This window comes from Bartonella florencae (assembly GCF_000312525.1).
GTDB lineage: Bacteria > Pseudomonadota > Alphaproteobacteria > Rhizobiales > Rhizobiaceae > Bartonella > Bartonella florencae.
Genome location: NZ_HE997451.1, coordinates 402178 through 415530, shown reverse-complemented (window position 1 = coordinate 415530; position 13353 = coordinate 402178). Strand labels below are relative to the sequence as shown.

At 39.0% G+C, this 13353-nt stretch carries 11 protein-coding genes; 6 read left to right on the top strand and 5 right to left on the bottom strand.

Going from position 1 to position 13353, the window contains the following annotated elements:
• Nucleotides 1-32: 32 nt before the first annotated feature.
• The 3 genes from BN202_RS01920 to BN202_RS01910 all read left to right on the top strand — a co-directional run bounded on the left by BN202_RS01920 (nucleotide 33) and on the right by BN202_RS01910 (nucleotide 5019).
• Entirely contained in the window at nucleotides 33-1334 is a 1302-nt protein-coding gene (locus BN202_RS01920; RefSeq protein ID WP_019218833.1) for a TolC family outer membrane protein, read from the top strand.
• 239 nt (nucleotides 1335-1573) lie between these two features.
• A complete protein-coding gene (locus BN202_RS01915) occupies nucleotides 1574-2140 on the top strand; it encodes a DUF2497 domain-containing protein (RefSeq protein WP_019218832.1) in 567 nt (188 codons plus the stop codon).
• Nucleotides 2141-2295: 155 nt separating this feature from the next.
• On the top strand, nucleotides 2296-5019 hold the full coding sequence (locus BN202_RS01910; RefSeq protein WP_019218831.1) for a valine--tRNA ligase: 2724 nt from the start codon (nucleotides 2296-2298) through the stop codon (nucleotides 5017-5019).
• A 610-nt stretch (nucleotides 5020-5629) separates the two neighbouring features.
• Here the strand turns inward: BN202_RS01910 and BN202_RS01905 are convergent.
• The 5 genes from BN202_RS01905 to xth all read right to left on the bottom strand — a co-directional run bounded on the left by BN202_RS01905 (nucleotide 5630) and on the right by xth (nucleotide 9817).
• Nucleotides 5630-6376 carry an amino acid ABC transporter ATP-binding protein gene (locus BN202_RS01905; RefSeq protein ID WP_019218830.1) on the bottom strand — a complete coding sequence of 249 codons (747 nt, stop codon included), beginning with the start codon at nucleotides 6374-6376 and terminating at the stop codon, nucleotides 5630-5632.
• Nucleotides 6377-6387: 11 nt separating this feature from the next.
• Complete coding sequence (locus BN202_RS01900) at nucleotides 6388-7104, bottom strand: amino acid ABC transporter permease (RefSeq protein ID WP_019218829.1); 717 nt, start codon at nucleotides 7102-7104, stop codon at nucleotides 6388-6390.
• A 2-nt stretch (nucleotides 7105-7106) separates the two neighbouring features.
• The gene (locus BN202_RS01895; RefSeq protein WP_019218828.1) at nucleotides 7107-7859 is read right to left on the bottom strand and encodes an amino acid ABC transporter permease; all 753 of its coding nucleotides are present in this window, start codon (nucleotides 7857-7859) and stop codon (nucleotides 7107-7109) included.
• Between the two features lie 138 nt (nucleotides 7860-7997).
• Entirely contained in the window at nucleotides 7998-8903 is a 906-nt protein-coding gene (locus tag BN202_RS01890; protein WP_019218827.1) for a transporter substrate-binding domain-containing protein, read from the bottom strand.
• 131 nt (nucleotides 8904-9034) lie between these two features.
• A complete protein-coding gene (gene xth / locus BN202_RS01885) occupies nucleotides 9035-9817 on the bottom strand; it encodes an exodeoxyribonuclease III (protein ID WP_019218826.1) in 783 nt (260 codons plus the stop codon).
• 491 nt (nucleotides 9818-10308) lie between these two features.
• On the opposite strand from xth, the gene rpsL reads away from it, so the two are divergent.
• From rpsL to fusA, 3 genes are read left to right on the top strand one after another with little or no spacing between them, the layout of a single operon-like run.
• On the top strand, nucleotides 10309-10680 hold the full coding sequence (gene rpsL, locus BN202_RS01880; RefSeq protein ID WP_019218825.1) for a 30S ribosomal protein S12: 372 nt from the start codon (nucleotides 10309-10311) through the stop codon (nucleotides 10678-10680).
• Between the two features lie 19 nt (nucleotides 10681-10699).
• A complete protein-coding gene (gene rpsG / locus BN202_RS01875; protein WP_019218824.1) occupies nucleotides 10700-11170 on the top strand; it encodes a 30S ribosomal protein S7 in 471 nt (156 codons plus the stop codon).
• 27 nt (nucleotides 11171-11197) lie between these two features.
• Nucleotides 11198-13282, top strand: coding sequence for an elongation factor G (gene fusA / locus BN202_RS01870; RefSeq protein ID WP_019218823.1), 2085 nt, complete (start codon nucleotides 11198-11200; stop codon nucleotides 13280-13282).
• Nucleotides 13283-13353 lie beyond the last annotated feature (71 nt).

The window sequence follows — 13353 nt, the reverse complement described above, 5'->3', positions numbered from 1 at the left end:
AAGATAGTTTTAATGAGTTTGGGGTTTGTGTTGTGTGTGTTGTATTTAAAATAAACAAAAAAATTCATGTGTGTGCGTTGCTGATTTTCAGTATTTTACTCTCAGGGTCGGTTTGTGCTGAAACTCTGATGGATGCTTTTGCTAAAGCTTATATGCACAATGCTAAGTTAAATAGTGAGCGTGCTGCTGTGCGTATATCAAGTGATGATGTGGTTATTGCACGCTCTGGTTTTTTTCCACAAATTGAAGGGGTTGGAAGCTATGGGCGGAGTAAGCTCATGGTGGGTCCTTATACGACTTCTGGATCTTTAGGGATAAGGTTAAATCAAAGATTATTTGATGGTTTTGTCACACAAAATATATTTTCTTCAGCACAGGTTAAGCTGCAGGCACAACGTGAATATCTTCGCAATGTTGAGCAAAATACATTTCTCGATACTGTCACAGCCTATGCGAATGTCTATCAAGCACGCCGTATTGCTGATCTTCGTAGAGAAAATTTAGCCGCTCTTGAAGAGCAAGTTCGTTCGAATAAAGCAAAGTTTGATGTAGGAGAGGGAGGACGTGTTGATCTTTCTCAAGCACAGGCTGCGCGTTCTGTTGCTCTTTCAGAACTAAGTCTTGCACGTGCTGATGTAAAATCAGCAGAGGCAGTTTATCGACAAGTTATAGGTTCTGATCCTGAAAAATTAATACGTCCTCCCGTGGCAAACAATTTGCCGGTCAATCTTGATGCTGCTTATCAAATGAGCGTTGCAATGCATCCTGCAATTCTTTATGCCAAACATTTGGTTGATGCTAGCCTTTACAATGTAAAGGCAAAAGAGGGAACATTACTTCCTAAAATTGATCTTTCTGCAACCGCATCTTATAATCGGATTTATACTGGAGCTGGGGAAGATGGAGTTTCTAAATCAATAGCAATATCGCTTAGTGTGCCAATTTTTGAAGGAGGGCGCACTTCTGCTCAGATTCGTCAATCTCGGGAACAACTTGGGCAAGCTCACCTTCAGCTTGATTTAGCTTATAGTAATATAAGACAGGCTCTTACTTCTGCTTGGTTTCAGTTAGAGGGTGCACGTGCATCTGTTATTGCTTATCGTGAGAGTGTGCGTGCTGCCGAGATTGCTCTTAAAGGGCGTGTTCAAGAAAATCGTGTGGGGCAAGCAACAACATTAGATGTTTTAAATTCTCGAACCCAGTTAATTAATGCTCAAATTGCACTTGCGACAGCAGAACGTAATGCTATCGTTGCTGGTTATAGCGTACAATCTTCTATTGGTAAGTTGACTGCAGATTATTTAGGGCTAAAAATCATTCAATATGTTCAATAATTCGTAGAAAGCGCTTTTTAATCTGCAATAAATTTGATTTTTAAAAGATCATGTAAAACTAGATTTGGGAAGGTGGGGACAAGAGTGGTTTATTAAGTCAAAGAAAGTTGTGTGTAGTATCCTCTTCGTGAGCATTGCTTTTGAAAATATAAAAGGAGACATGTTGATCTTATGATTCTTTTGCTTACACTATAAAATGTGATTCTGTTTGTTGTTGCGTCTTTGAAAGGTTTTAAAGTATGGTACAGAGTTCAAGCGTATTACGTGAGCCGAGTATGGATGAAATTTTGACATCTATTCGTGAAATAATTGAAGAAAATACGGTTCAACCTGAACACTTTTTAAATGACGGTGTTGCAATGAATGCTTCTACAGATCGTGTAGCAGTGGCATCGGAGGGTGTTTATGACACAACTTTATCGGTTGATGATGCAATGAAAGCTTTGGCTGATCGTATCGGCCTTTCTTCTGAAAACCAAAATTTTTCTTTAACGCAAGAGAAAGAGAATATAGAAACAGAAAATAATGCGGTTGGCGTGGATATGCAAAAGGTAAAGTTTTCTTCTGAAGAGCAGCGCTCTGTTCATAAAACAAAAGTATATGGTGATGAGGCACAGGTCACACCGTTAGAAAATGTGGCAGCTGGTCATGTCGAATTATCTGAGTATTGTATTTCTTCTGCTGAGAAGATTGCAAAAGATGTCTTGCGTCCGGCTATAGCAGAATGGTTACAGAGTAAATTGCCTGTTTTGCTTGAGAATATTTTACGTGAAGAGATTGTTAAGGCAATTAAGAAGTCGTCTTAATTGTTTATTTTCTTATTATTTTTGTGATTTCCATTTTATTTTATGAGAGCTCTTGCAGCTTTGCAGGCGCAATATAAGTCAGTGAAGCTTGTAGATAATATGATCACATTTGAGAGCATATATTGCATTTTTCAGCGGCGTTATGGGTGAGTAAAATGTTAGAAAAAAACTATGATGCTGCTTCTATAGAGCGACGGGTTGCAAAGAGATGGGAGGCTCGTGGTGCTTTTGAAGCGGGAGTAGAGTCAAAAAGTGATGCGGAGCCTTTTTGCGTGATGCTTCCACCTCCCAATGTTACAGGCTCACTTCATATGGGACATGCACTGAATACAACAATTCAGGATATTGTGGTCAGATTCCAGCGTATGCGCGGTAAAAATGTCTTATGGCAACCTGGTATGGATCATGCAGGGATTGCTACGCAAATGGTTGTTGAGCGTCAACTTGCAGAGCATGGAGAACCAACCCGTCAAGAAATGGGTAGAGAAAAATTTGTTGAGCGTATTTGGGAGTGGCGTCACAAAACTGGAGGAGTTATTGCCAATCAACTACGCCGTCTTGGTGTTTCATGTGATTGGTCGCGTGAACGGTTCACAATGGATGAAGGTTTGTCTCAAGCTGTTCGTGAAGTTTTTGTCACGCTTTATAAGGAAGGATTGATATATAAGGATAAACGCCTTGTTAATTGGGATCCTAAATTGTTAACGGCTATTTCAGATCTTGAAGTTGAACAAAAAGAAGTCAAAGGCTATTTGTGGCATTTTAGATATCCGCTTGAAGGTAAAGTTTTTAACCCAAATGATGCGACAACTTTTATAACAGTGGCAACAACACGGCCAGAGACAATGCTTGGTGATACCGGAATTGCGGTTAATCCCGAAGATGATCGTTATAAAAATCTTATAGGTCAACATGCGCTTTTGCCGCTTGTTGGTCGTAGGTTATTGATTGTTGGTGATGCTTATGCAGATCCAGAGGCAGGCAGTGGTGCTGTTAAAATTACACCTGCACATGACTTTAACGATTTTGAAGTAGGACAACGCCACCAACTGCGCTTAATCAATATTTTTACCAAAACAGCGGAGGTTTCTCTCCGCGAGAATGAAGCATTCTTTGATGGTTTAACTTTATCTGACGAATTAGAGCAGTTGGTGGAAAACTTAAATCAATCGGATCGTTTTATTGCGCGAAATCGGATTGTTGCTTTAATGGAAGAGAGAGGATATCTAGCAGCAGTCGATGATCATCCACACACGGTTCCTCATGGTGATCGCAGTGGGGTGCCTATTGAACCATTCCTGACAGATCAATGGTATGTTCATGCTGCTGAATTAGCAAAGCCAGCGATAGAGGCTGTTCATCAAGGAAAAACGCAATTTGTTCCTGATAATTGGAAGAAAACCTATTTCAATTGGATGAAAAATATTCAACCTTGGTGCATTTCGCGTCAATTATGGTGGGGGCATCAGATACCGGCTTGGTATGGCCCTGATGGCAAGGTTTTTGTTGAAAGAACTGAAGAAGAAGCTTTCGCTTCAGCTTTTTCTCATTATGGTGAAGTGGTCGAATTAATTCGTGATCAAGATGTTTTAGATACATGGTTTTCATCTGCTCTTTGGCCTTTTTCAACATTAGGCTGGCCAAATAAAACAACTGAATTAGCAACATTTTATCCAACATCTCTATCGGTAACAGGGTTTGATATTATCTTTTTCTGGGTTGCGCGTATGATGATGATGGGACTGCACTTTTTGGGTGAGGTTCCTTTTCCAACGGTCTATGTGCATGCTCTCGTTCGAGATCAGAAGGGGGCAAAAATGTCAAAATCGAAGGGGAATATCATTGATCCATTGGAACTCATTGATCAATATAGTGCAGATGCTCTTCGTTTTACTTTGGCTATTATGGCAGCCCAGGGGCGTGATGTTAAACTTGATCCTTCCCGTATTGCAGGTTATCGTAATTTTGCTACTAAATTGTGGAATGCTACCCGATTTGCGCAGATGAACGGTGTTAAGCATGATCCAACCTTTAGACCTGAGAAAGCAAAACTTGCGCTTAATCGTTGGATTTTAACAGAGCTCTCTAAAACTGTTTCAGCAGTGACCACTGGTATTGAAAACTATAAGTTTAATGAGTCTGCTAGCGCACTTTATCGCTTTATTTGGAATACATTATGTGATTGGTATCTTGAACTTCTTAAACCGGTATTTCAAGGCTCCAATGAGGATGCTAAAAGTGAGGCTCAGGCGTGTACTGCTTGGGTTTTGGATGAAGTTTATAAGCTTCTTCACCCTTTTATGCCTCATATGACAGAGGAGTTGTGGGCTCTTACAGAAACTCCAAGTATGAAGCGTAAAGATATGTTGGCATTGGTATCATGGCCAAAAGAGATGTTTGTAGATGAAGAAGCCGCTGCTGATATTAATTGGCTTATTGATGTTGTTAGTGAGATTCGTTCTGTGCGTTTTGAAATGAACGTTCCAGCTGCTACGTTCGCACCCCTTGTTATTGTAGAGGGGGGAGAATTGACGCAAAAGCGTGTGCAACGTTATGATGCTCTGCTTAAAAAATTAGCACGTATTGAAATAATTGATTTTTCTGATAAAGTTCCAGCTACCTCGGCACAAATGATTTTTGGAGAGGCAATTCTTTGTTTACCGTTGGGACAATTGATTGATTTGCAGGCTGAACGTGCTCGTTTAATGAAAGATGTTCACAAAATCGAACAGGATATTGAAAAAATATCAATTAAGTTAGACAATCCTAAATTTATAGCAAATGCAAGATCGGAAATTATTGAGGCTGAGCGTAATAGGGTTATGGAATTGCGTGCTGCACAAAAGAAAATATCTGTTGCTTTAGAACGATTGGCGTGATTGCTATTTTTATTCTGTTTCTTTTGTGAATATTTCATATTCTTGTTTTGCTTACCGAAAAAAATTTAAGATCCATATTAAAAAAATTCTGATAGCTCCCACAATGAAACTAAAACAAAGGGGAGATTTTTTGATAATGAATGGGCTTTAAATTATGGGAAAGACTGCTCATCTTTGTACGGTGTGAATAATGATCTTCCAAAACCGCAGTATATGCAACAAATAACATTTTTAAATGCAGAAGAGAAAAAGACTTGTACAAAAGTAGTATGGTAATTTTAGCTTTTAGCAAGAAAAGGAAATTCTTCCACCCAAAAAATATTTGGAAATATACTAGTTTAGGAAGGAGAAATCATTGGCGGTACAACCATGCTAATTGTAGCCTATAAAAAGTGAAGGTGAAAGACAGAAATTGGATTGGTCCTAAAGAATACATTTCCGACATTTGCAATGAATCTAAAAGATGTGTTGCAATATCTCTACTTCCTAATATTATAAAATAATAATTTTGGGGATCTTTTTCTATAGCGTTTTTTAAGTGATTCAAGAACAGAGCTTCAATTCTTATGTCTAGGTGCTATAAAAATAGATTTTTTTTGTAATATGATGATTAATGGTTAAGGATTTTGGACAAAAAGTCTTGTGCACGTGGTGTTCTGGATTGCGGATTAGAAAAGAACTCTTTAGATGAACAGTCTTCAAGAATTTTTCCTTGATCCATAAAAATAACACGTTCGGATACTTTTTGGGCGAACCCCATTTCATGCGTTACACACATCATTGTCATACCTTCCTCTGCTAAGCTGATCATAACATCTAACACTTCACCTACCATTTCAGGATCTAGAGCAGATGTTGGTTCATCAAAGAGCATAACGAGTGGATCCATGGTTAAGGCGCGGGCAATAGCAACACGTTGTTGTTGTCCCCCAGAAAGTTGTCCCGGATATTTATTTTTATGTTCGATGAGTCCAACACGCTCAAGATACAACAAACCACGCTCGAGCGCTTCTTTTTTGCTGCGCTTTAAGACTTTAATTTGTGCAATTGTTAAATTTTCCGTGACGGATAAATGTGGGAAAAGCTCAAAGTGTTGAAATACCATTCCTACATGGCTGCGCAATTTAGGCAGATTCGTTTTTTTTGAATGAACCGGTGTTCCATCAATCCAGATTTCACCTTTTTGAAAAGGAACAAGAGCATTAATTGTTTTAATCAGGGTTGATTTTCCTGAGCCTGATGGTCCACAAACTACAACAACTTCCCCTTTGTTTATACTGGTTGTGCAATCTTTAAGAACGTTAATTTCACCATACCAATTAGAAACATTTTTTATTTCGATCATATGCGTAGACATTTTTTTTCCTGTTAGCGGATAATAGATATTTTTTTCTGTAGATACAAGACTATCTGCGACAGTGTAAAACAGATCACAAAATAGAAAATAGCTGCTAACACATAAGCTTCTTGCTTCACGCCAAAGTTGTTAGCAACAATATCAAAACCATTCAAGAGGCTATTGCCACTAATTGCATAAACAAGTGTTGTATCCTGAAAGAGAATAATAACTTGTGTTAAAAAAACTGGCAGCATGTCTCTGAAGGCTTGAGGAAGAATGACAATGTACATATTTTGCCAATATGTCATCCCAAGGGCTTGTCCTGCGTGTTTTTGCCCTTGTGAAACAGAATTTATACCGGCACGCATAATTTCAGCAAAATAAGCGGTTTCAAATGCAGTAAAGGTAATGAGTGCTGATTTATTTGCACCGATTGATGTTCCTGTTAGGAAAGGTAAAAGCACAAAAAACCATAAGATAACCATAACAAGTGGTATCGAACGCATGGCCGTTATGTAAATTATTGCAAGCCAAGAAAGCAGACTTATAGAAGAGACCCGCATTATTGCTAAGAGTGTGCCAAAAATAAGTCCTAATATCGTTGCAAAGAGGGTTAGGAAAACACTAAAAAGTAAACCTGATAGAATATAAGAGTAGAATATATCAAAAGTAAAAAACGAAAAATCAAAATCTGAAAAATTGAAAGGAGAAGAAAATCCAAACTGGGAAGTTATGAAATTTATCATATTCAATGTTCCTTTGTTTGAAAATTGGGAATTTTGAGCATTTGTTCAATTATCGTCATAATGATAAATACAAATAAAGCTATAAGAATATAAAGAATCGTGATGATCAGATAGTTTTCATAAACATGACTTACTTCTTCAATCGTTTGATATTGAAATTGCATCAATTCATTTATTGAAACAGCAAATGCTACAGATGAATTTTTTACAATTCCCATTGCTTCTGAAGTAAGTGGGGGCATGATTGTACGTATAGCACGGGGTAATACGATATAGCGGTAAACTTGATAGGTGGTAAATCCCATTGCCATAGCTGCGTAACGCTGCCCAGAAGGAATCGCCTCAATACCTGAGCGAACCTGTTCTGCAATACGAGCGGATGTAAAAAATCCTAAGGCACATGTTATTAAAAGAATAGGTGAAAAGTTCATCACTGGTGGATAAATTTTAGGTACAACAAAGTACCATAAAAATATTTGTACAAGCAAAGGAATGTTACGCATGATTTCTACCCATATTCCTCCAATAACTCGCAATAAGCGACGGATCATGGAAGTGCTGGGGAGAGTGCGCATTGTCCCTATAATGATGCCAAAAAATATCGCTAAGATCAATGAAGAGAAGGATAATATAATTGTATTTTTAAAGCCATCAAGTAGTGTATCTAAATAGGTATGACTCACACCGGGAGTTCCCAGACATCCAGCCACAAATGTTTGATTAAGATCATCTGTACAAAGGAAAGAAAAGTCCATTAATTGATATTTCCTAAATTTCGTTATCTTTAAAACAGAAAAATAAATCGTTCGTATTTACATATAATAAATTATTAAAAAACGAACTAAAACAGAACCACACTCAATTTTCAAAGAGTGTGGTTATTTTTTAAAACTCTACAAATTACCTTTTGTGTAGTCTTCGCGAGGCTTATTATTTGGATGTTCCCAAGCATATTTTGTTGCTTTAGATAAGGGAAGATTAATAATAGTATTGGCAGGGGGAGTTGGTTTCATAAACCATTTATCATAAAGCTTTTCAAGTGATTCGTCCTTGATTTGGCGCACGATACTATCGTTGATGGCTTGTTCAAGGTTTTTGTCATCTAATCGCAGCATACAAGCGATGGGTTCGACTGAAAGTACGGCATCAAGGATAACGTAATCGGATGGATTCTTCGATTTGGCGATATGCCCAGCAATAATCGAAGCATCCATAACAAATGCATCTGCGCGACCAGATTCTAATAATAAGAAACTGTCTCCGTGATCTTTACCTTTCACAACATTAAAGTGAATGTTTTTGGCGCGTTTATTTTTACGAATAAGCTGAACAGACGTTGTACCGGTGGTAGTAGCCACTGTTTTGCCATTTAAATCGGCAAGAGATTTAATGTTAGAGTTTTTCTTTACGGCAATTCGGACTTCTTCTACATAAGTGGTATAAGCAAATGCAGCTTCTTTACTACGGGCAACATTATTTGTTGTTGAGCCACACTCAAAATCATAAGTACTATTTTTCAATAAAGGAATTCTATTTTGTGAGGTGATGGGGAGATAATGAATTTTGATTGGCTTACCAATTTTTTTTGAAATATCGTCAATAATACGCTCTGCCATTTCTGTGTGGAAACCTACATATTTGTCATTACCAAGGGCATAGGCTAAACCTGATGATTCACGGACACCTAAGGTGATTTCTCCCGTTCTTTTTATTTTTTCAAGTGTATCATTCTCAGCATAGGCAATATTTGTTAGCCCAAGGGTTATTGCTGCAATAAACATTAATAGTGATTTTTTCATTAGGTCCTCCATTCAAATACGATTTCTCGCTTTTTTATTACTTAAGATATATTGTTTTGTGAATCGTGTAGCATATTTATATTCTAGGTGGGATATTTTTTTATTTTAATAAAATTTAAGTATTTTCTTTCTTAACTGAAGTTAAAGTGAGCCCAAACAGGAGTATGATCCGATGGTTTTTGATATCCTCTTACCTCTATTTGGCTATAAGCGCAAATAAGTTGATCGACAGCTTCTGGTGATAAGAGTAAGTGATCAATACGAATCCCGTTATTTTTTTGCCATGCACCAGCTTGAAAATCCCAGAAGCTGAATGAGGGGGTATCTGTAACATTACGAATAGCGTCATAAAGGCCTAAATGAAGAATGCGCTGAAATGCTTGTCTTGTTTGGGGGAGAAATAAGGCATCATGATCCCACTCTTGAGGATTCTTTGCATCCAGAGGGGTAGGTATGACATTATAATCACCAGCTAAGACAAGAGGTTCTTCATAGGAAAGCAATGATTTTGTATGGGCATATAATCTCTCCATCCATTCTATTTTATAAGGATATTTTTCGCTTTTTACAGGATTTCCATTTGGCAGATAAAGTGAGGCAACACGAATAACGCCTTTATTTGTTGAATAAATAGCTTCAATATAACGTGTTTGTTCATCATTATCATTACCAGGTAATCGTCGGATAACTTCATCAGGCGTTTTTTTAGAAAGAATCGCAACACCATTAAAACTTTTTTGTCCATGCGTTTCTATGTGATAGCCTAATCCTTCAATTGCACTACGTGGAAAATTTTCATCAGTGCTTTTTACTTCTTGTAAACAGACTATATCGGGTTGGTTTTTTTGTAGCCATTGATATAATGTTTCATGTCGTGCTTTTATTCCAGCAATATTCCATGTTACTATTTTCATAGTGTTCACCTTAAATAACACCTGTGCAATTGGTTAAAGTGCTTCGTTTAAGTGTTTTATCTATACCTATAGTCGTTATCCTTTATTTATAGAGAGCGATATTGCTATGAGGATTTCCTTACCAATAATTCCTATAAAAGCCAAATTTGAAATCTTAAAATTTAATTTATTTTCATTTTTAAAAACTTTCTGATGTTTAGTTCTTGACGAATGCATATGTTCTCGCTATTAGAAGCTCATGAACGGTGTGAGAGTGATGAACGGTTTTGGATTTATCCAAAAGTCATTTAAACAGGTTTTAAAGATTAAAAGCAAATACTAACGCAAAAGGCCGTTGCCTTCTCTGCTTGTAGTCGGGTGAGCTGTTTGTTGCAGTCATGCCCGATTTTGTGTGTAGGTTTTGGGTGTTTGCTCCGATTTTATCGGAAAAGATGAAAATAGAAAAAACCCAAATGGGTAAAAATATAGATTGAAACAAAGAGGAAGGTTGCATGCCTACCGTAAACCAGTTGATTCGAAAGCCACGTGTTGTGCCTGTTAAGCGCAATAAGGTTCCTGCTCTTCAGTCGAATCCCCAGAAACGTGGTGTTTGTACGCGTGTGTATACGACGACACCGAAGAAGCCAAATTCTGCGCTTCGAAAAGTTGCTAAAGTCCGTTTGACAAATGGATTTGAGGTGATTGGTTATATTCCTGGAGAGGGGCATAACCTTCAAGAGCACTCCGTTGTTGTGATTCGAGGTGGTCGTGTGAAGGATTTGCCGGGGGTTCGTTATCACATTATTCGTGGTTTGCTTGATACGCAGGGTGTCAAGAATCGTAAACAGCGTCGTTCAAAGTATGGCGCAAAGCGTCCAAAATAATTATTGAGAGACAAAGCCGATGTCCCGTCGCCATAGAGCAGAAAAGCGTGAAATTAATCCAGATCCTAAATTTGGTGATTTGGTTGTTACGAAGTTTATGAATGCCATTATGTTTGATGGTAAAAAGTCAGTTGCTGAGCGTATTGTTTATGGTGCGCTTGATGTTGTGGAAAAGAAGGTGAAAACAGATCCTGTAGCTTTGTTTCATCAGGCGTTAGAGAATGTTGCTCCTCATATTGAGGTTCGTTCCCGTCGTGTTGGTGGTGCTACTTATCAGGTTCCGATTGATGTGCGTCCTGATCGTCGTCAGGCTCTTGCTATTCGTTGGTTGATTACGGCAGCGCGTGGGCGTAATGAGACAACAATGATTGATCGTCTTTCTGGTGAGTTGATGGATGCGGCCAATAATCGTGGTTCTGCAGTAAAGAAGCGTGAGGATGTTCACCGTATGGCTGAGGCTAATCGTGCGTTCTCGCATTATCGCTGGTAGGCGTATTTAAAACTTAAGGCAAGTATAATGGCTCGCGAATATAAAATTGAAGATTATCGTAATTTTGGTATTATGGCGCATATTGACGCTGGTAAGACCACTATGACTGAGCGTATTTTGTTCTATACGGGTAAGAATCATAAAATTGGTGAAACCCATGACGGTGCTTCTACAATGGATTGGATGGAGCAAGAACAAGAACGTGGTATTACGATTACATCTGCTGCGACAACGACTTTTTGGGAAGGGCGTGATGGTCGCAAGCGGCGCTTTAATATCATTGATACGCCAGGTCACGTTGATTTTACCATTGAGGTTGAGCGTTCTTTGCGTGTTCTTGATGGAGCGATAGCGTTGCTAGATGCTAATGCTGGTGTGGAGCCTCAGACGGAAACTGTCTGGCGGCAGGCTGAGAAGTATCGTGTACCGCGCATGGTTTTTGTTAATAAGATGGACAAGATAGGTGCTGATTTCTATCGTAGTGTAGAAATGGTTGGTTCGCGATTGGGGGCTAAGGCGCTTGTTTTGCAGTTGCCTATTGGCGCTGAGAATGATTTTGAAGGTGTTGTCGATCTTGTTGAAATGAAGGCGTTGAAGTGGGATGGTTCCATTGGTGCTGCGGCGGTGGAGAGTGAAATTCCTTCCGATTTGAAAGAAAAGGCGGAAGAGTATCGTGAAAAACTCATTGAGATGGCGGTTGAGGTTGATGAAGCTGCAACAGAGGCTTATTTGGAAGGTGTTATGCCAACCGATGAGCAGCTTGTTGCTCTTATTCGTAAGGGAACGATAGAGGTTCAATTTCATCCGGTTCTTTGTGGTACGGCTTTTAAAAATAAGGGTGTGCAGCCGCTTTTGGATGCTGTTGTTTCTTATCTCCCTTCTCCGGTTGATATTCCGGCGATTAAGGGTGTTGATGTGAAAACTGAGTCTGAAGCAGTACGTGAATCTTCGGATGATGCACCGCTTTCTATGCTTGCTTTTAAAATTATGAATGATCCTTTTGTTGGATCTTTGACTTTTTGTCGTGTTTATTCTGGTAAGGTTCAGAAGGGTGTTTCTCTTGAAAATACTGTAAAAAGAAAGAAAGAGCGTTTGGGGCGCATGTTGCAAATGCACTCAAATTCTCGTGAAGATATTGAAGAAGCCTTTGCCGGTGATATTGTTGCTCTTGCGGGGCTTAAGGAGACGACAACGGGCGATACTCTTTGTGATCCGTTAAAGCCAATTATTTTGGAGCGGATGGATTTTCCTGAGCCTGTTATTGAGATTGCGATTGAGCCAAAGACAAAGGCAGACCAGGAAAAAATGGGTATTGCACTTAATCGTTTGGCTGCTGAAGATCCTTCATTTCGCGTGAAATCTGATGAAGAGTCTGGTCAGACCATTATAGCTGGAATGGGCGAGCTTCATCTTGATATCATTGTTGATCGTATGCGGCGTGAGTTTAAGGTTGAGGCAAATATTGGGCAGCCTCAAGTTGCTTACCGTGAGTCAATTACCAAAATGGCGGAAATTGATTATACGCATAAAAAGCAATCTGGTGGTGCTGGACAGTTCGCTCGTGTAAAAATTATTTTTGAGCCTCATGATGGTGATGATTTCGTTTTTGAGTCGAAAGTTGTTGGTGGTGCTGTTCCCAAGGAATATATTCCTGGCGTTCAGAAGGGGATTGAGAGTGTTATGGGTTCCGGTCCTCTTGCAGGGTTCCCTATGCTTGGTGTAAAGGCTACCCTTATCGATGGTGGTTATCACGATGTTGATTCTTCCGTGTTGGCTTTTGAGATTGCCGCTCGTGCAGCTTTTCGTGATGGAGCAAAGAAGGCTGGTGCACAGCTTCTTGAGCCTATTATGAAGGTGGAGGTTGTGACTCCAGAAGATTATGTTGGTGATGTCATTGGTGATCTAAATTCGCGTCGTGGTCAAATTTCAGGAACTGAGGCGCGTGGTATTGCTACAGTTGTGAATGCAATGGTTCCTTTGGCGAATATGTTTGGTTATGTGAATACTCTTCGTTCGATGAGTCAGGGGCGTGCGCAGTATACAATGCAATTTGATCATTATGAGCCTGTCCCTTCGGCTGTAGCTTTGGAGATTCAGAAGAAATACGCGTGATTTTTTAAGTCATTAATTTTAACTTAGTCCTTTATTTGGATGGAAAATGGAGAGCTCAAATGGCAAAGAGC

Excerpts from the sequence above, each read along its gene's own strand:
- BN202_RS01915 (WP_019218832.1), top strand. The coding sequence starts at position 1,574 with ATGGTACAGAGTTCAAGCGTATTACGTGAGCCGAGTATGGATGAAATT.
- BN202_RS01910 (WP_019218831.1), top strand. The coding sequence starts at position 2,296 with ATGTTAGAAAAAAACTATGATGCTGCTTCTATAGAGCGACGGGTTGCA.
- rpsL (WP_019218825.1), top strand. The coding sequence starts at position 10,309 with ATGCCTACCGTAAACCAGTTGATTCGAAAGCCACGTGTTGTGCCTGTT.
- BN202_RS01900 (WP_019218829.1), bottom strand. The coding sequence starts at position 7,104 with ATGATAAATTTCATAACTTCCCAGTTTGGATTTTCTTCTCCTTTCAAT.
- fusA (WP_019218823.1), top strand. The coding sequence starts at position 11,198 with ATGGCTCGCGAATATAAAATTGAAGATTATCGTAATTTTGGTATTATG.
- rpsG (WP_019218824.1), top strand. The coding sequence starts at position 10,700 with ATGTCCCGTCGCCATAGAGCAGAAAAGCGTGAAATTAATCCAGATCCT.
- BN202_RS01905 (WP_019218830.1), bottom strand. The coding sequence starts at position 6,376 with ATGTCTACGCATATGATCGAAATAAAAAATGTTTCTAATTGGTATGGT.
- BN202_RS01890 (WP_019218827.1), bottom strand. The coding sequence starts at position 8,903 with ATGAAAAAATCACTATTAATGTTTATTGCAGCAATAACCCTTGGGCTA.
- xth (WP_019218826.1), bottom strand. The coding sequence starts at position 9,817 with ATGAAAATAGTAACATGGAATATTGCTGGAATAAAAGCACGACATGAA.
- BN202_RS01895 (WP_019218828.1), bottom strand. The coding sequence starts at position 7,859 with ATGGACTTTTCTTTCCTTTGTACAGATGATCTTAATCAAACATTTGTG.